Annotated in this window: 14 protein-coding genes; 2 read left to right on the top strand and 12 right to left on the bottom strand. The window is 69.5% G+C overall.

The genetic code is table 11. From position 1 onward, the window contains the following. Positions 1-3: 3 nt before the first annotated feature. The 3 genes from topA to BM150_RS07945 form a co-directional block, all read right to left on the bottom strand. Entirely contained in the window at positions 4-3,066 is a 3,063-nt protein-coding gene (gene topA, locus BM150_RS07955) for a type I DNA topoisomerase (protein WP_175496730.1), read from the bottom strand. A gap of 185 nt (positions 3,067-3,251) precedes the next feature. Further along, on the bottom strand, positions 3,252-3,836 hold the full coding sequence (locus BM150_RS07950; protein ID WP_092925554.1) for a hypothetical protein: 585 nt from the start codon (positions 3,834-3,836) through the stop codon (positions 3,252-3,254). 446 nt (positions 3,837-4,282) lie between these two features. Continuing rightward, entirely contained in the window at positions 4,283-6,706 is a 2,424-nt protein-coding gene (locus BM150_RS07945) for a sodium-translocating pyrophosphatase (protein WP_092925552.1), read from the bottom strand. 444 nt (positions 6,707-7,150) lie between these two features. Here BM150_RS07945 and BM150_RS07940 point away from each other — a divergent pair, with 444 nt between their 5' ends. Beyond that, a complete protein-coding gene (locus BM150_RS07940) occupies positions 7,151-9,514 on the top strand; it encodes a DEAD/DEAH box helicase (RefSeq protein ID WP_092925550.1) in 2,364 nt (787 codons plus the stop codon). A 124-nt stretch (positions 9,515-9,638) separates the two neighbouring features. Here BM150_RS07940 and BM150_RS07935 read toward each other — a convergent pair whose 3' ends face one another. From BM150_RS07935 to BM150_RS07905, 7 genes are all read right to left on the bottom strand, one after another. Then, positions 9,639-10,262, bottom strand: coding sequence for a bifunctional DNA primase/polymerase (locus tag BM150_RS07935; protein ID WP_092925548.1), 624 nt, complete (start codon positions 10,260-10,262; stop codon positions 9,639-9,641). Between the two features lie 379 nt (positions 10,263-10,641). Continuing rightward, complete coding sequence (locus tag BM150_RS07930) at positions 10,642-11,031, bottom strand: Rv3654c family TadE-like protein (RefSeq protein ID WP_092925546.1); 390 nt, start codon at positions 11,029-11,031, stop codon at positions 10,642-10,644. After that, complete coding sequence (locus BM150_RS07925; protein ID WP_217641450.1) at positions 11,028-11,483, bottom strand: TadE family type IV pilus minor pilin; 456 nt, start codon at positions 11,481-11,483, stop codon at positions 11,028-11,030. Before BM150_RS07925 ends, BM150_RS07930 begins: the two co-directional genes overlap by 4 nt. After that, a complete protein-coding gene (locus BM150_RS24715) occupies positions 11,480-11,710 on the bottom strand; it encodes a DUF4244 domain-containing protein (RefSeq protein ID WP_092925741.1) in 231 nt (76 codons plus the stop codon). The genes BM150_RS07925 and BM150_RS24715 overlap by 4 nt, the downstream gene beginning before the upstream one ends. A gap of 183 nt (positions 11,711-11,893) precedes the next feature. Further along, entirely contained in the window at positions 11,894-12,727 is an 834-nt protein-coding gene (locus BM150_RS07915) for a type II secretion system F family protein (protein WP_245755350.1), read from the bottom strand. After that, positions 12,724-13,515: a type II secretion system F family protein gene (locus tag BM150_RS07910; protein ID WP_175496729.1), complete on the bottom strand. Its 792-nt coding sequence runs from the start codon at positions 13,513-13,515 to the stop codon at positions 12,724-12,726. The genes BM150_RS07915 and BM150_RS07910 overlap by 4 nt, the downstream gene beginning before the upstream one ends. A 44-nt stretch (positions 13,516-13,559) precedes the next feature. Then, a complete protein-coding gene (locus BM150_RS07905) occupies positions 13,560-14,729 on the bottom strand; it encodes a TadA family conjugal transfer-associated ATPase (RefSeq protein ID WP_342752554.1) in 1,170 nt (389 codons plus the stop codon). Positions 14,730-15,295: 566 nt separating this feature from the next. Between BM150_RS07905 and BM150_RS07900 the strand changes: the two genes are divergently transcribed. Further along, on the top strand, positions 15,296-15,484 hold the full coding sequence (locus BM150_RS07900) for a hypothetical protein (RefSeq protein WP_092925735.1): 189 nt from the start codon (positions 15,296-15,298) through the stop codon (positions 15,482-15,484). A gap of 111 nt (positions 15,485-15,595) precedes the next feature. Here BM150_RS07900 and BM150_RS07895 read toward each other — a convergent pair whose 3' ends face one another. Next, positions 15,596-15,898 (bottom strand): hypothetical protein, encoded by a 303-nt coding sequence (locus tag BM150_RS07895; RefSeq protein ID WP_245755348.1) that lies wholly within the window; start codon positions 15,896-15,898, stop codon positions 15,596-15,598. Positions 15,899-16,808: 910 nt separating this feature from the next. Then, complete coding sequence (gene ssd / locus BM150_RS07890; RefSeq protein WP_245755347.1) at positions 16,809-18,053, bottom strand: septum site-determining protein Ssd; 1,245 nt, start codon at positions 18,051-18,053, stop codon at positions 16,809-16,811. Positions 18,054-18,415: the final 362 nt, after the last annotated feature.

Below are 18,415 nucleotides of genomic sequence, written 5' to 3'. Positions count from 1 at the left end.
CGATCACGTGTTGGAACGGTCCGCGGCTCGCTGACCCTTCGAACTCGCGGACGCGGAGCTCCCGGTCTTGGAACCGTTGCTCTTGGTGCCCGAGCTCTTGGTGCCCGAGCTCTTGCTCGTCGAGCTCTTCCCACTCGTGCCGCTCGTGGAGCTCTTGCTCGCCGAACTCTTGGTTCCGGAGCCACTCGACTTGCCGCCCGCGGACTTCTTGGCAGTGCTCTTGCCGCCCGAGCCGCTCGTACCGCTCTTGGTACCGCTGCCCGAGGTGCCGGATCCCGAGGAACCGTTGCCGCCACCGGACTTGGCACCGCTCTTGCCGCCGTTGGACCCGGAGCCACCGGACTTCTTGCCGCCCTTCTTGGCGGGAGCCTTGGCGCGTCGTTCGGCGACCAGTTCGACGGCGCGCTCCTTGGTCAGCTCTTCGACGCTGTCGCCCTTGCGCAGCGAGGCGTTCGTCTCGCCGTCGGTGACGTACGGGCCGAACCGCCCATCCTTGACCACCAGGTTCCGGCCGGTGTCCGGTTCCTCGCCGAGTTCGCGCAGCGGAGGCGCCGCCGCCCTGCGACCACGCTGCTTCGGCTGCGCGTAGATGGCGCGGGCCTCCTCCAGCGTGATCGCGAAGATCTGCTCCTCGTTGTCCAACGAGCGCGAATCACTGCCCCGCTTCAGGTAAGGCCCGTAACGACCGTTCTGCGCGGTGATCTCTTCCCCCGTGTCGGGGTCGGTCCCCACGGTGCGGGGCAGCGAGAGCAATCGCAGCGCGTCCTGCAACGTCACCGTGTCCAGCGACATCGACTTGAACAGGCTGGCCGTGCGCGGCTTGGTCTTGGTCCCCTCCGGCAGGATCTCCGTGACGTAGGGCCCGAACCGCCCGTCCTTGGCGACGACCTCGTTGCCGGTCTCCGGATCGGTACCGAGGGTGTTGCCCTCCATCGGGGTGGCGAACAACTTCTCCGCCACCTGGGGAGTCAGCTCGTCCGGCGGCAGCGCGTCCGGCAGGTTCGCGCGCTGCGACTCGCCGTTGCCCTCGCCCGACGTGGAAGCGCTGCGCTCGAGGTAGGGACCGTAGCGGCCGACCCGGACGTAGACCGTGCGCCCCTCGTCGTCGGTGAACATCGGGATGGAATTGACCTGCCGGGCGTCGATCTCCTCAACACCGGACCCGACGAGCTTCTTCAGCCCCCCGGCACGCCCGATGGAGTCCTGCGGACCGATGTCACCGCCGAAGTAGAACCCGTTGAGCCACTTGGTGCGCTGCTGGGCGCCCTCGGCTATCCGGTCGAGCTCGTCCTCCAGCGCGGCGGTGAAGTCGTAGTCCACCAGCCTGGAGAAGTGCTGCTCCAGCAGCCCCACCACGGCGAACGCGATCCAGGAGGGAACCAGCGCCGAGCCCTTGCGCCAGACGTAGCCGCGCTCCTGGATGGTGCTGATGATGGAGGCGTAGGTGGAGGGGCGTCCGATCCCCAGCTCCTCCAGGGCCTTGACCAGGCTGGCCTCGGTGTAGCGGGCGGGCGGGCTGGTGGTGTGCCCGTCCGGGTCGAGCTCGCCCGCCGAGACCCGCTGCCCCTCGACGAGGCGGGGCAGTCTCGACTCCGCGTCGTCGGCCACCCCACCGGCCTCGGAGTCCACCGACTCGACGTAGGCCTTGAGGAAACCGGCGAAAGTGATCGTGCGGCCGGAGGCGGCGAAGGTGCACTCCTCCCCGCTCGTGGCGGTGCCGGTGACCCGCACCGACATGGTCGTCCCCTTGGCGTCGGCCATCTGGGAGGCGATGGTGCGCTGCCAGATCAGCTCGTAGAGCTTGGAGCCGTCGGTGTCCAGTTCCGAGGAGACCTGGCGCGGGGTGCGGAAGTTCTCCCCTGCGGGACGGATGGCCTCGTGGGCCTCCTGCGCGTTCTTGACCTTGCGGGTGTACTGCCTGGCCTGCGCGGACAGGTAGTCGTTGCCGTACAGCTCCCCGGCCTGCTGCCGCGCCGCCGCGATCGCGGTGTCCGACAGCGTCGTGGAGTCCGTACGCATGTAGGTGATGTAGCCGTTCTCGTAGAGCCGCTGCGCGGTCCGCATGGTGCGGTCGGCCGAGAACCTGAGCTTGCGCCCCGCCTCCTGTTGCAGCGTGGAGGTCATGAACGGCGCGTAGGGCTTGCGCGTGTAGGGCTTCTCCTCGACGGCGGAGACGGTCAGCTCGGTGTCGGCCAGCCCTTCGGCGAGCGCACGGGCACGCGGTTCGTCCAGCACCAGGGCGTCGCCGGTGAGCTCGCCGTCCGGGCCGAAGTCGCGTCCGGTCGCCAGCCTGGAGCCGTCGACGTTGACCAGTCGGGCACCGAAACCGCCCTGCCTGCCGAGCTGCTCGTCGTCGGCGGTGTGCAGCGTGGCGGCGATGTCCCAGTAGGAGGCGGGCACGAACCGGATGCGCTCCCGTTCCCGCTGCACGACGATGCGGGTCGCCACCGACTGCACCCGGCCCGCCGAGAGCTTCGGCATGACCTTCTTCCACAGCACGGGGCTGACCTCGTAGCCGTAGAGTCGGTCCAGGATGCGACGGGTCTCCTGCGCGTCCACCAGGTCGTTGTCGAGCTCGCGGGGATTGGCCGCAGCGGCCCGAATGGCGGACTCGGTGATCTCGTGGAACACCATCCGGTACACCGGGACGGAGGGCTGCAGCGTCTCCTGCAGGTGCCAGGCGATCGCCTCGCCCTCCCGATCGCCATCGGTGGCGAGATAGAGCTCCTCGGCGTCGGACAGCGCCTCGCGGAGTTCCTCGACCGTGTCCCGCTTGTCGTCGGTCACCAGGTACAGCGGTTCGAAGTCGTTGTCCACGTTCACGCCGAAGCGTGCCCAGGACTGCCCCTTGTAGTCGGCGGGAACGTCGGCGGCACCGCGCGGGAGATCCCGGATGTGACCACGTGACGACTCGACCTGGTAGTCCGAGCCGAGGAAGGAAGCGATCTTGCGCGCCTTGGCCGGGGACTCGACGATCACCAACCGCCGACCGCCGGAGCTCCCGGTGGATGCCTTAGAAGCGCGCCCCTTGGCGCCGTCCTTCTTCGTCCGTGTCGAGCCAGCCACGCCTACCTGCTCTCGTCTGGAGGTGTCCGATCCGTCAGTGTGCACCGTGTCCGGTCCTGTTCGCCGTCCCGGGGAACGCACAGCGTGACACACGCCGCCCCGGTTCCGCGCGCTTCACCAGGCCGAACGTCCCCTACCTCGGCAGTGTTCCGCCATGACGACCACGAGGAGGTGTGTCGAACGACTCACGGCGACAGCGGCCATGCTCCCCCAGGAGCGCCGTTCGGCGCGGGTCCGACGAGCTCGGCCAACCGAGTCAGGCGACGCCGGCCCACGATCCGCAACGCGGGCTCCGCACCCGGCGAACCGACCGTCCTGGCTGGTAGGCCCGCACGACCGAGTGACGAAACAAGCGGCTCGTGAGTCTCCGGCACGCTCGGATCCAGCCCGAGTAGATATCCCCCAGTGGTGGGGGCGCCCGCGATGAGCGTCCAGACGCGCAGCGCCGAACCATCCGGGTTGAATCCGTTCGGCACCGACTTTACCGCGCCGTGTAACCAACTCGCGGCCAGCTGGGTCAGATCGGCCCGGAACGAGGTCCGCAGCAGTGATTCATCGCACTCGGTGCGGGACACTTCCACGGGCACTCCCCGCGCCCGGAACATCTCGTGCAGTGCGTGAACCCGCCAGGACTCGGCGAGCACGACGGAGAGGCGCGCGGCGGTGCCGCGCCCGAAACCGGTCACCTGGCCGTGGCCGCAGAGCAGGCCGGCCAGATCGGCGATACGAGCGGGCCGTGCCTCGGCCGAGAAGAACGAAAGCTGGCCCACTCCGGTGATCGTAGAGTCCCGCGCGCTCCGGGCGCCAGAGCACACGATCACCGGAACCGGGCCGGGGAACCGGTGCGCGCTCCGGTGGCGGCGTCGGTTTCTCGCGAAATCGCCGCGTCACTGGTCGAGGAGCCCTGTGTACGTGGGGCGGTTCCCCTCCGAAGAGCGTCGATTTCTCGCGAAATCGCCGGACGGCTGGTAGAGGCCGCCCGACCGGTGCCGAATCCCCAACCACTTCCCCGGTCCGAACCCCGACCACTCCCGCGGAACGAACCCCGACCGCTCCGGCAGCCGGCACCGCCGCGGGTTCTCCGGTGCGGCTCTCGCGAGGAAGGCCCGACGTTGTGTCGGTCGCTACCCGATGTCGGGCCTCCCGGAGCGGGAGCCGCACCGGAGGTTCAGCCACGGAAGTAACCACGGAAGACGAGGTGGCCACGATTCCGAAATCACTTGGCGCCGTTGACGACCTCGTCCCCGGAGCTCTCGGCGATGGCGGTGCTCCTTCGCTTGGAGGAGATCACCGCCGCGGCTATCACGAGGAAGCAGACCACCGCGATGGTGATCCGCTGCCCGAGCGAGGCGTCTGCCCCCACCGTCACGGTGACCACGGCGGGTGCCACCAGCACCGAAACCAGGTTCATCACCTTCAGCAGCGGGTTGATGGCTGGACCGGCGGTGTCCTTGAACGGGTCGCCGACCGTGTCACCGATGACGGTGGCCTCGTGGGCGGGCGAGCCCTTGCCGCCGTGGTAACCGTCCTCGACCAGTTTCTTGGAGTTGTCCCAGGCACCGCCCGAGTTCGCCAGGAAGATCGCCATCAGGGTTCCCACCGCGATCGCACCGGCCAGGTAACCGGCCAGCGGCCCGACCCCGAGCCCGAAGCCGACCGCTATGGGAGCGAGGACCGCCAACAGCCCCGGCGTCGCCAGTTCCCGCAGCGAGTCCCTGGTGCAGATGTCGACCACCCGGCCGTACTCGGGACGCTCCGAGCCGTCCATGATTCCCGGCTTGGCGGAGAACTGCCTGCGCACCTCGTGCACAACCGCCCCCGCCGCCCGGGAGACCGCGTTGATGGCCAGTCCCGCGAACAGGAACACCACGGCGGCACCGATGATGACCCCGACGAGCACGTTCGGTGCGTAGACCAGGAACTCGCCGACCGTGAGCTGCGCACCGATGTCGGCCAGTGCGCTGCCTATCGCGTCGCGGTACGAGCCGAACAGCGCGGTGGCCGCCAGTACGGCGGTGGCGATCGCGATGCCCTTCGTGATGGCCTTGGTGGTGTTGCCGACCGCGTCCAGCTCGGTGAGCACGGCCGCCCCCTCCCCCTCGAACTCGCCGGACATCTCCGCGATCCCCTGCGCGTTGTCGGCCACGGGGCCGAAGGTGTCCATCGCGACGATCACGCCGACGGTGGTCAGCAGTCCGCAGCCCGCCAGCGCGACCGCGAACAGCGCCACCGATATGGAGCCGGACAGCAGGAAGGCCCCGAACACCGCCGCCGCGATGACCAGCGCGGTGTAGACGGCCGACTCGAAGCCGACCGAGAAACCGGTGAGTATCACCGTGGCCGGACCGGTGGTGGAGGACCTGCCGACGTCGCGTACCGGCTTGCGCTCGGTGGCGGTGAAGTAGCCGGTCAGCTTGAGGATGACGACGGCGAGCACGATGCCGATGACCACGGAGACGAGCGCGACCACCGCCGGGTTGCCGCCGAGGTCGAGGATCCGGGGCGGAACTCCGGTCAGCTCGGCGTACGAACCGGGCAGGTAGAGCAGCGCGGCGACCGCGCAGGCCACGGCGGATATCGCCGCCGAGATGTAGAAGGAGCGGTTGATGGCGACCAGCGCGCCCTCGCCGCTTCGCGCCCTCGTGATGTAGACACCGAGCACGGCGGTGACCACCCCGATGGCGGGCACGATCAGTGGGAAGAGCAGCCCCTTGGTGCCGAACGCGGCGGTTCCCAGGATCAGCGAGGCCACCAGGGTGACCGCGTAGGACTCGAACAGATCGGCCGCCATCCCGGCGCAGTCGCCGACGTTGTCCCCCACGTTGTCCGCGATCGTGGCGGCGTTGCGCGGGTCGTCCTCGGGGATGTTCTGCTCCACCTTGCCGACCAGGTCGGCACCGACGTCGGCGGCCTTGGTGAATATTCCGCCACCCACACGCATGAACATCGCCAGCAGCGCGGCACCGAATCCGAAGCCCTCCAGGACGCGTGGTGCCTGCCCGGCGTAGACCAGCACCACCAGCGCGGCGCCGAACAACCCCAGTCCGATGGTGGTCATGCCGACCACCCCGCCGGTGCGGAAAGCGATCCGCATCGCCTTGGTCCTGCCCGCGGTCGGGTCGTTGGCGGCAGCGGCGACGCGCAGATTGGCCCGCGTGGACAACCACATGCCGAGATAGCCGATGGCGGCGGAGAACGCCGCGCCGAACAGGAAGAACACCGATCTGCCGATCCGCTGTGCCGGTGTCTCGGCCGGGAGCGCGAACAGCAGCAGGAAAACGATCACCGCGAAGAACGCCAGGGTGCGGAACTGGCGGTTGAGATAGGCCGAGGCCCCCTCCTGGATCGCCCGGGCGATCTCGCGCATCCGCTCGGATCCCTCGGCTGCAGCCAGCACCTCCCGGATGAGCACGTAGCCGAATACGAGAGCGGCCAGTGCGATGACCAGTACGATTCCGACGATCGTGTAATCGGCGGCGTCGAGCCGCAGCAGGGACGACGGCTCCTGGGCCAGGACATGCCCGCCGTGCGGCACGGCCCGCGGTTCCGCCGACGTGCCCGCGATTCCACCGCCCGGTGGCGCGGGCCGCGGTCCGGTGCTCGCGGCCCACCCGGACCGGGCAACGTTGAGCAGGGACATTCGTCCTCCTCGGTTGTGCTCGGGTCACGTGCCGGAGAGCTTCGGATCCGGCTTCGGACACCGGTGTCACACCGAGGCGAGCGGTACTGCTCCGCCTCGTACGCGGTATCCGCGACCCTTTCCATGCAAAGTGCTTCAATTCACTTTGTGATCTTCCGCTCTTTCCGGACTGCGCATTCTTCCACCATGGATCGATCAAGGCATCCGGATGATCACCCGTTCAGGGGGACGGTGCGGCGACTGAAGCGATGGAGATCGACACGGGAGCGTCGGCACCGCGAACCGCACGGGGGGCGTGTCCTTCCGCCCGCCGGGGGCGAACAGCACGGCGAGTCGCCCAGTGGAGCGGTCCCGTGGAACGTCCCGATGCACTCGCCCGGTGAGCTCGCCCGGTGAGCTCGCACTGCGCGCACCACCGACGGCCGGTTGTGCGAGGCTCGGAACGTGAGTTCAACGGGACGCGACCGTGCGTACGGAGCGGACGGCGGGAACCGGCTGCTCGACAGGGTGCTGGCGGGCACACCGCCCGAGCGGTCCCCGGTACGCCACGTCGAGCACCTCGCCGAACGCCCCGCCCGGCACGGCGACTGGCCGGACTGGGCACCGGACCGGCTGGTGGCCGCGCTGCGCGCCCGAGGGACGGAGCGTCCCTGGATCCATCAACTGCGAGCGGCGGAACTCGCGCACGGCGGGGAGAACGTCGTGGTCGCCACTGGCACGGCCTCGGGCAAGTCGCTGGCCTACCAGCTTCCGGTGCTGACCCGACTGGACCTCGACAGCCGTGCCACCGCCCTGTACATCTCGCCCACCAAGGCCCTCGGAACCGATCAGCTGCGTTCGGTCGCGGCGCTCGACCTGCCGGGGGTACGGCCCGCCACCTACGACGGTGACACCCCCAACACGGAGCGGGACTGGGTACGGGCACACGCCAGATGGGTGTTCAGCAATCCGGACATGCTGCACCACGGAATACTGCCCCGGCACTCGCGCTGGTCCCGGTTCTTCCGGAACCTGAGCTACATCGTGGTCGACGAGTGCCACACCTACCGGGGTGTTTTCGGCTCCCACATCGCGCTGCTGCTGCGCAGGCTGCGCCGTGTCGCGGAGCACTACGGGGCCACCCCCGTCTTCGTGCTCGCCTCCGCCACCGTCGCCGAACCGGCCGAACTGGGCGGCGCCCTGACCGGCCGGGACTGTCAGGCGGTCACCGAGGACGGTTCCCCGCGCGGCGGGCGCACCGTGGTGCTGTGGGAACCACCGCTGCTGGAGGAGGTCACCGGGGAGAACGGGGCACCGGTCCGACGTTCCGCCGGGGCGGAGACCGCGCGGATCATGAGCGATCTGGTGATCGAGTCGGCCCGCTGCCTGGCGTTCGTACGCTCCCGCGCGGGGGCCGAACTCGCGGCGCTGGGGGCACGGCGCTCCCTGCGGGAAGTGGCACCGGAGCTGGCGAGCAGGGTGGCCGCCTACCGCGGCGGCTACCTGCCGGAACAACGCAGGGAACTGGAGCACGAACTTCACTCGGGCGAGTTACGCGCGCTGGCGACCACCAACGCCCTGGAGCTCGGGGTGGACATCTCCGGGCTGGACGCGGTGGTCATCGCGGGCTACCCGGGGACCCTGGCCTCGCTGTGGCAGCAGGCGGGCCGCGCCGGTCGCGAGGGCGACGGAGCGCTGGTCGTTTTCGTGGCCAGGGACGATCCACTGGACACCTACCTCGCCCACAACCCGGAGGCGGTTTTCGACCGCCCGGTGGAGGCCACGGTGCTGGACCCGGGAAATCCCCACCTGCTGCGACCGCACCTCGCCTGCGCCGCGGCCGAACTACCGCTGGACGAACGGGCGCTGCAGGATTTCGGCGGCGAGACGGCGCGCGAGAACGTGACGCGACTGACCGAGGCAGGCGAACTCCGCGCTCGCCGGAACGGGTGGTACTGGACGGCACGGCAACCACCGCACCGCTCGGTGGAACTGCGCGGCTCCGGTGGGCAGCAGACAGCCGTGGTGGAGAGCGACTCCGGCAGGCTACTGGGAACGGTGGATCCGGAATCGGCCCACGGCCTCGTCCACCCGGGAGCCGTCTACCTGCACCAGGGCGAATCGTTCGTGGTGGACGAACTGGACCTCGACGAGGGAATCGCACTGGTCCACGCCGAGGATCCGGAGTGGAACACCTCGCCACGCGAGGAAACCGACATCGCGGTGCTGCGCACCCTGCGGCAGCTGCGGACGTCGAACGGACTGTCGATCAACCTCGGCGAGGTGGAGGTCACCTCCAGGGTGACCGGGTATCTGCGCAGGCTCCCCAGCGGAGAAGTGCTGGATCAGCTGCCGCTCGACCTCCCCGAACGGACGCTGGCCACCCGAGCGGTGTGGTACAGCCTCGACGAGGAACTGCTGGTGGGCAGCGCGCCGGGGGGCGCCGGGCTGGATCCGGCGCGCATCCCCGGCGCGCTGCATGCTGCCGAGCACGCGGCGATCGGCCTGCTACCGCTGTTCGCGACCTGTGACCGATGGGACATCGGCGGGGTGTCCACCGCGCTGCATCCGAACACCGGGGAGCCGACGGTGTTCGTCCACGACGGACACCCGGGGGGTGCCGGGTTCGCCGATCGCGGTTTCGCCGCGCTGTTCCCGTGGTTGGCCGCCACGCGGGAGGCGATCGTGGCCTGCGACTGCTCGGCCGGCTGCCCGTCCTGCGTTCAGTCACCGAAGTGCGGCAACGGCAACGAACCGCTGGACAAGGCGGGGGCAGTGGCGGTACTGGACGTACTGCTGGCCGAACGGAACGATGCCGCACCGGCCTGAGCGCCAGTACCGCCGGATTCTGTTGTGAAACTACCGGGTTCCGGGACTGATGCCGGGGAGTTTCCGCCACCGCACACCGGGGAACCGAGGTGACGAGGCCCGGTCCAGGCCCGTGGCATCCCCGTCAGGCCGTGGCGGTGAGCACCCGATCACCGTGGAGCCGGTGCAGTCCGGTGATCAGCGCGTCCTGGACGTGTGCCGGTTCGGGGAGCCGCCAACCGCAGAGCTGCGGCTTGACCCGCCAGTGCAGTACTCCGTTCGGGAAGGTCGAGGGCGGCAGCGGCAGCCAACTACCCGCCGCGTGCAGTCGCACGCCGTCCGCCGCTGCCAGCTCCTCGGACAACCGCTGACCGGCCTCGGTGAAGAAGTACCACCGGCCGTGGGGGGTGGCGGCGATCGGCGTGGGGGTTGCCAGCGCGCGCAGCGCGATCGCGGTCCGACGTCCGAGGTCCGCGTCCACCTCGATCGCCTCGATTCCCGCCCCTGTGGCCAACAGCACGCTGTAGGGATGTGTCGTCCACCAGCCGGCGACGTCGTCGGCATCGGCGCTCAGCAGGTCCCGCCAGTCGCGGTGCACCGGAAGCGGCCCCTGCCCGGTCTCATCGGTCGAACTCTCGCGGCCGACCCATCCGTCGCCCGAAGGGTAGCTCCCCGGAAACACCGGCCAGCCGTGCGAAGCCAGTTCGAGGACCTGCACCCGCAGCTCGATCCGGAAGGCATTGCGCCAACCTTCCGTCGCCAAATCCATTTCGTCACGCCTCCTTGTTCCGCGCTGGTACCTCCAACCAACGGCAAGCGAAGGCGTTTCGTACACCCCCGCGTCGACGACCGGTCACCGCAGGGCGACGAGCGTGATCCGGATAACAGAGCGGCCGAACTCGCAGCGGTAACGAGTGGTCCCACCGCTACCACTCGTCGCGTGACGAGCGGTCTCGCACGAAGTGGACTCTCCCGGCGAGGCCGGACGAACGACGCGTTTGAATTCCACTGTGGACGCAGCATTCGGATCGGCCTGCTCTCCGTCCGGTTCGACGACGTACGCGCGGAGCGGGAACTCACGCCGGAGCTCGCCGCCGGAACCAGCCACCGGGCCCGGTACCGCGAACGAGGACGAACGGAGGCTTCGATCAGCCCCGCCGATCGTCGACCGGCCCGGCCATCGCCCGCCCGGTCACGCGCCCGGTTCCCGGTGGTGCCGCCGGGACCTCCAGTTCGGTGCGAACCCGTGCCCGTCCACCGTCCATCAGGCATTCGGCCAGCGCGACGTTCATTCGCCGTGCTACCTCCTCCGCACGGGAACAGGCATCGTGCCGCCCTTCGTGGCTGTGTGCCGCCGCTGCCAGGGCCGCCAGGTCGGCCGCGCCACGCACCCGATGACCCGCGACGAGCACCGCACCGAACTGGACACCGATCCAGCACGCCGCGAGTACCGCCAGGGTCAGCACCGCGGCCGGAACCGTGGCGCTGCCCCGGTCAACCGAGTCACCGCCGGACCGAGCACGCCCCACCGAACTCATCCGGGATCCCCCGGAGTGCCGCCGGGGGCGTCGCGCTGCCCGACTTCCGGGATGTCCGCCCCCGCGACGCCGGGTTCGAGCGCCGCGTGCGCCCGGGCGCGCAACCGGAGTGGAAGGACCTCCCCGAGCGGCCGAACGCCGACGGTGACCGTCACGTATCCGTTCGCGACGGTGGTGTGGTGCCGCGCGTTGTCCGGGGCCACGCGTTCCACCGCTCGTTCCGCGCGGACAACGTCCCCGCGGGCACGCAACCTGGCCGCCTCGACAGCGGCATCGGTGCAGCGGAGCTGGAGGAAAACGGCCGTGATCGCCCCCAGCACCAGCAGGAAAACGGCCACCACCGAGCAGATTCCCAGCGCGGCCTCCACGGTCACGCTCCCGGAGTCGGGGGCGGTGTCGGGTTCGGTGGAGCCTTCCGCGCGCACCGCCCCGCCCGAACCACCGCCGGTCAACGCGACTGCCCCGACAGTGCCTGCCGCAGCAGCGAGGTCAGCGCTTCGGTAACGAAATCACTTGTCACCAGCATGTACAGCACCGAGGCGAAAGCGGCCGCCGTCAACGTGCCGATCGCGTACTCGGCCGTGCTCATGCCGGACTCCCCGCGCAGCACGAGCCGGAGACACCGGAGGCATCCGTTCGGGATCCTCCGGAGCGACTCCCCGTGGGGATACTGGTACATCCGTCGAATTCGTGTCATGTTCTCACTCCGTTCGTCGAACATCGGTGGTTGTCGGTAAGCAGAGGTTTCCAGTAACCAGGGTCGATTCCTCCGAGCGCTCGGTCCGTGTGAGCCGAGCGGTGCGTTCGAGCGGGTTCCGCCCCCGGGCTCCCGGCTCGTCCTGCCGCCGGGCGACGCGCCCGCTCACCAGTGGCCCTGGAGCCGTTGGACCATCCCCAGCACGATCGGCAGCACACCGAGGCAGAAGAACGACGGCAGAAAGCACAGCCCCAGCGGTGCCGTCACCCGGACCGCCGCTCGCTCCGCATCGGCCATCGCCTTTTCCCGCGCCGCCGCTCGCTGCCGGACGGCGATCTGCTCGGCGACTCGCGCGAGGCCGCTGCCGCTGCCCGCGCTGCGACGGGCCGCCCTGGCGAGTTCGGCGGTCTCCGGTCGTGCCACGGCGGATTCCCAGGCGGTGTCCGGATCGGCCCCGAGCGCGAGCGCTCGCGAAACCTCGCGGAGCCCGTTCGCGGCGGGGGTGTCGAACTCGGTTGCCATCTCGTGCAACAGGGCTGTCGGCGGCAGTCCCGCCCGCAGTCCCGCGGCCAACAGCTCACAGCCGGCTGCCACTCGAGTCGGCGGAGTCGGGGGCGGCCTCCTTCCGCGAGCCAGTGCGAGGCGGCAGCCCCGAGCCGACACCGCACCCACGCCGAGTGCCACGGTCAGGGCCGCCGAAGGACCGTGCGACCCCAGCAGCACGACGACCGTGCCGAGCCCCACGGCCGAGCCGAGTGCGACCGGCAGGAACACCTGCCGCGAGGCCGAGGCACGCAGCGCATGAACGACTTTCACGCGTCCGGCACCCGAGGCGTGGGACGCGTCCCGTGAGTCGCCCGCGCGGCGCGCGGGCAGCACACCACGCAACCTCCGAGCGGCGGCCCCGTCGCCCAACAGCAGCAGAGCCGCGGTCACCATCGGCAGTACCGGCGGGTCGAGCACCGACAAGGCCGTGGGCACCGAGGAGGCCGTGGTCACTGCCGCGCTCCGCTGCCGGTCAGTCGTTGCACCCACAGCACACCGACGCACAGCAAACCGGTTCCCGACAGCAGCAGGACGTGTCCGAGCGGGTCCGTCGTGAGCACGCCCAGGGCATCGGCCCCGCTGGCCTGCCCGAGCGCTAGTCCGAGCACGGGTAGGGCGATCAACACCGCGGCGGTGGCACGTGCCCCGGCCAGCTTGGCTTCGACGTCCCGCTCGGCCCGGAGCCGGTGCTCCAGATCCGTCCGCGCGGTTTCGAGCAACCGCGCCAGCGGGATGCCGTACCGCTCGGCGAGTCGCCAGCGACGCGCTATCCGGGCGGCATCCCGGTGTACCTCGGCGGACAGCGATCCGGTTCCGAACTCCCGGTCGGGGAGACCTCCCAGGCGCACCGTGGTCGCGAGGTCGGCGAAGAACCCACTCACCTCGGTTGTGCTGTCGGCGGCGGCACTCTCGGCGGCGGCACCGGGATGCGTCCCCACCTCCAGTTCACCCACCAGTACCCGCAGTCCCGCCACCAGCGCTTCCAGCACCCGCAGCCTGCGTGCGGAACGCGCACGCCACCTGCGGTGTCGCTCGCCGATCGATACCAGCAGCACGACGACGAGGGTCACCGTGACGTCCGCGAACGACACGAGCGGCACGACGCAGCCGAGGCCGAGAACGGGCACGACAGGCCGAGGCCACGAACGCGGAGCGGAACCGGCCGGACCGCGCAGCAGCGCCAGTCTGTTCGCGGCCACTCGGTCGGGCCAACCGAGCAGCAGCGCCGCGGAAGCGAGCACCACGGACATCGGAACCGCCGGTGCCCCATGGGCATGTGACGGGGTCAGCATTCGGTCCGCTCCGCTCCCGCCGCGAGCATGTCCAGCAGCTGGCGACGCCCCGGTCCCCAACCGGACTCGACTTCCCACGCCGGCCGCACCCGGGCTTCCGAACCGGCCCGGTGCAGCACCCCTACCCCCGCGAGGTGCCTCCCCCGGCGGGCGGTACGGCGCATGTGCAGCACCACCCGGATCGCGGCGGCGAGTTGGCTGTGCAGCGCCCGACGCCCCATACCGCCGTGCGCTCCGAGAGCCTCCAGCCGCGCCGGGACCTCCGCGGGGGAGTTGGCGTGCACCGTTCCGGCCCCACCCTCGTGACCGGTGTTGAGACAGTCGAGCAGCTCCCGGATCTCGGCACCGCGCGCTTCTCCGACCACTATCCGGTCCGGGCGCATACGCAACGCCTGCCGCACGAGTTCGCTCATCCGTATCTGTCCGCTGCCCTCGATGTTGGGAGTTCGCGCCACCAGCCGGACCACGTGAGGGTGCACCGGGTTGAGTTCCCGCGCCTCCTCCACGCACACGATGCGCTCGGTGTCGGGCACCTCCCCCAGCAGCGCGCCGAGCAGTGTCGTCTTACCGGAACCGGTACTTCCCGTGACCAGAAAAGCCGGGCGTGCGGCCACTATCGAGCGCAGCAACGACCAGGTGTCGGAGTCGAACGCCGAGAGCCGCCACAGACTCGCCAGGTCGTGCACCGCCGGCCGCAGAACTCGCAGCGAGACGCACGTCCCGTCCGCGGCCACGGGGGCGAGCACCGCGTGCAACCGCACCGTGGTGCCCGCCGTGCTCTCGGGCAACCACCCGTCGACCCAGGGTTGGGCGTCGTCCAGTCTGCGGCCCGCGGCCAGGGCCAACCGCTGGGCGAGCCTGCGCACCTCCTCCTCGTTCGTGAAGCTCACCCCGGCACGTTCCAGACCGGCACCCCGGTCCACCCACACCTCGTCGGGACCGCTCACCAGAACGTCGGTGACATCGGAACGCCGCAGTAACGACTCCAGTGGTCCGGCCCCCAGGAACTCGCGGTGCAGTCGGCGGATCGTGCGGAGAACCTCGCCGTCACCGAGCGGAGCTCCGCTCTCCTCACGTACGGCGACGGCTATGGCGTGGGCGGTGAGGTCGCTCCCCTCGGAGACCAGACGTGCCCGTACCCGGTTCACGAGATTCTCGTCCACCCGCTCGGAGCAGGGCGTGTGCGAGTCCGCGGTGGAGCCTCGCTCGGTGGACAGCGGCATCGTTCCCACCTCAGTTCCGTCCGGCGGCCGGGAAAGCACCCGCACCGCGTCGTCGTCCGCACCGATCACACTGCTCCGATCCGGACTCGACGCCAATCCCGAACCTCGCTCCCTGGGGAAAAGCGGGTCTGTTGTGGACAAGCAGTCGCCGAACAGCTGGAGCGAGGGACCGAGCGGCGTAGGAGCCACCGTTGCCGAACCGGCGGACACCGGGGTCGCGAAGCCCGAGTCACATGGCACCGTTAGGCCATTCGTGTTAGGACTCTTCACGGCACACAGCGATGGCGAGCAACGAACTCCCGAAACACCGGTCCGAAGGGGTCGGCGAACACACATGTCCGGGAAGGAATGACGGGCGCTCGGTTCGGGTAACCGGCGACGGAGCCGGTGGTGAGGAATCCGGCCGCGGGCCGCGACAACCGAAGCCGGACTTCCGGGGCCTCGTGCCGTACCGACGGGGTCCACGCGGGGCCGGCGAAGCTCACACGAAAAGGGTGGGAGTCAAGTTGAACGAGCAGGGGTGGGAGACATCGGGCAACGACATCGCCACGCTGCTGACCCGTTACGGCGAGCTCGCCGCGACGCTGGAGGAAACCGAGGATCCGCGACTCGCCGCGATTCTCCGGCAACGGTTGGCGGAACTGGACGACACGATCGACGCGCTCTCGTCCCGCGTCCACCAGCCCGAGCACTGAAACATCGGCCCACGGTCGCGAATCGACCGCGAAGCGCCGCGGTGGGGTGGAGCGGTGGGGTGGAGCTGCCGACCGGCTGATCACACCCCACCACCTGACCGAAGAGCTCGATCAGGGATGCACTCCCAATATCGCCGCCGCGGTCTGCGCGGGCAACGACGGCTCCGATTCGTAGGTCTCCTCGTAGGTTTCCGCTGCCGGCCTGCCACGCGGCTGCGGCGGCACCGGAGCGTCCGTCTCGTGCACCCGCGCGCTGGCGAGCACACGTTGGATCTCACGCTCGGTCACTTCGTGTGCACGCGCACTCGCGGCGCTGACTTCCTCGGTCGACAGCAATCCCCTGGCGGCCGTATCGGCGAGTTCGGAACTGAACGCGGAGTGACGAGCCAACACTCTGGCGATCTGATCCACCATTTCGGAATCCACGGTTCCGGTAGCCGTACGAACAACACTCTCGGCGATCGTGACATCCATGGGTCGCGGACTGGAGCTGGAAGACTCGGACACCGCGAACCTCCTCCCGACAACTGTCCGAAATAGTCGTGACCCCGGAAGGGATCCACGAGCATGTGACCACGGAACACGGCACCCCTCGTCGCATTCGCGGCCTTCGCGCAAGAACTCTTCGGCGAGTTTACCGGTATTACCCCGAACTTTGCCGGATCGAATTCGACATCAACGAAAAAGAATCTTCCTCGAAGATCAAAAATCCCCGGAACCGGGAACACGGCATCCGAGACCCCAGCACGCGAGAGCGATGCCGCCCGCACGGATTCCTTCCATCGTGCGAACCGTCCCGAACGACGCTAAGGTAACCGAAGAGACCGCGAGACACGGATCAGCCTGGGGGAAACCGAGGAAAAGCAGGGAAAACACCGTGACCGAGCACGGGGGACACTCCCGAGTACCGGTGCCGGCTCACTCCGACGCAGCTCGGTGAGCGCGTTTCGCCGCAGGTACCGAGCATCGGCTCGTGACGAGTCCTTCCCCTAGGGGAGAACCGCCACCGCCCGTGGGGAGACCCGGATCCCCGAAAGCGGGACGCGCCCGGGGAGTCGAGCCCCGGAGTGCCGGGCGCACCACGAAATCGGCGACACCGCCACATTGGGGGCGACACCGCCACATTGGGACGGACTCGGAACCACACTCGTGCCGAATTTCGATATCGGAGGCGATCGCGGTCTTCCGCGTACGGGTATCCCGAATCGCAACCGAAAAGAAGCACGATTTTGACCGGACGCTTCGATGATCTTTCCGCGTCCACACGAGGCGGGAGCACCGAAAAACCGAACACGAAACGTAAAAAGGCGTTCGAAGTCTCGCGCTACGGACTCGGAGGGCCATCCCCGCCGACACCGCGAGCGATCCGAAGCGGGGAACGGCCGTGCTGCGCGAAGGTCTCCCGCCGAGTAGCCGTTCGCGGCACTTCGCCGGTGATCTCGTCCAACAGGCTGAGCAGTTTCCTGCCGGCACGAACCGGTGGCCGGTGCTGACCGAGCCGAACGGCACACAATCCGAACCGATCGACGAGCGCGGCGATCCCGCGATCCGTACGCATCGCGGTGAGCACTTCCAGTCCCAGGGCACGACGAATGTCCACCAGGCGCAATCCTCCGGGGGACGGCCCCCGCACGATCGCCCGCAGCTGTCCGGGTACGACGTCCCGGACGGCGTCGAGCACTCCACCCGCCGCGACGCAAGCTCGTATCTCGGCCGGAACCACCAGCACCGTGAGATCGGCGCGACGCAGCACCGCCAGAGTGGACTCGTTCTGCACGCGGGGCAGATCGCACACCACGGTCTGACCGGCCCTGCGGGCGGCGTCGAGGACGGCGCACACCGAGTCGGGTGTCATGCCGCGCGGCACCTCGTCCCTGGAACAGCTCAGGGTGGCGATCTCACCGGAACCGAGCCGCCGAGAGGGCAGGGCCTCCCGCAACGCCGCGGCGGTGAACCTCCCGGTGCCCAGCGACAGTTCCGACCACCGCACCCCGGAAGTGTGTTCCTCCCCCAGCAGCAGATCCAGACCTCCGCCCAGTGGGTCGCAGTCGAGCAACGTGCAGTGCCCGCCCGCACGGGCGGCGAGCACACCGGTGACGGCGGCCAGCACCGAGGCCCCCGCCCCGCCACAGCCGCCGAGTACCGCCAGCAGACGTCCCTCCCGGGGCGGGACGTCCTCGGTGAGTTCGGTGAGCAGTCCCACCAGACGTTGCTCCTCGGAAACGAGTTCGACGGCGTGTTGTGCCCCGCTTTGGAAGGCGGCTCGCCAGAACTCCGGCTCCGCCCGCGCGGTGACCAGGATCAACCCGGGACGCTGTGGGAGCCCCACCGCCGAACACTCCTTCAGCGCGCCGGTGTCCAGCAGCACCACGGGAGCCTCGTGCCAGGATTCACCCACCTCTCGCGCCGTGGCGACACGGCGCGGCTCACAGCCCGCCGCCGCGGCCACCCCGGCAAGTTCAGCGGCGAGATCGGGATCGTCGGTGACGATCAGCGGTTCTCCCGGCGTCGCACGCCCGGGTGTCGCTTGTCCCGGTTTCGCGTGTCCCCGCTTCGCGTCTTCCGGCATCCCACTGGCACCCCCCGATAGCGGCGTGCTCGGCGGCACGGTGAGTTCCCTCCCGGTGCCGACCACGCCCTGCCGCGTTCACCTTGCCCACTTCCCTGTCCCGTCCACCGTGTGGCCGGGTGGGTCCGGTGCGCCAGCACGAGATCGAGGAGCTGTGGATGATCCGGGGCGATGTGGACGCAACCGCCGGAACCACGGGACCGGAAAAGAAGGGCGGCCCTCGCCAGGGGGGAGGGACGAGGGCCGCCAGTGGTTCAGCCCCGGGGGGTCGGGCTGAACTGTCCGGTGCACCGGACCTCCTCCACTGTATCGCTCATCCTCGAACGGACGCGTTGCGTCCATTAGGAGGAATATGCCGGGTC

Source organism: Actinopolyspora alba (assembly GCF_900112765.1).
Lineage (GTDB): Bacteria > Actinomycetota > Actinomycetes > Mycobacteriales > Pseudonocardiaceae > Actinopolyspora > Actinopolyspora alba.
This window is presented reverse-complemented; position numbering and strand designations above follow the sequence as displayed.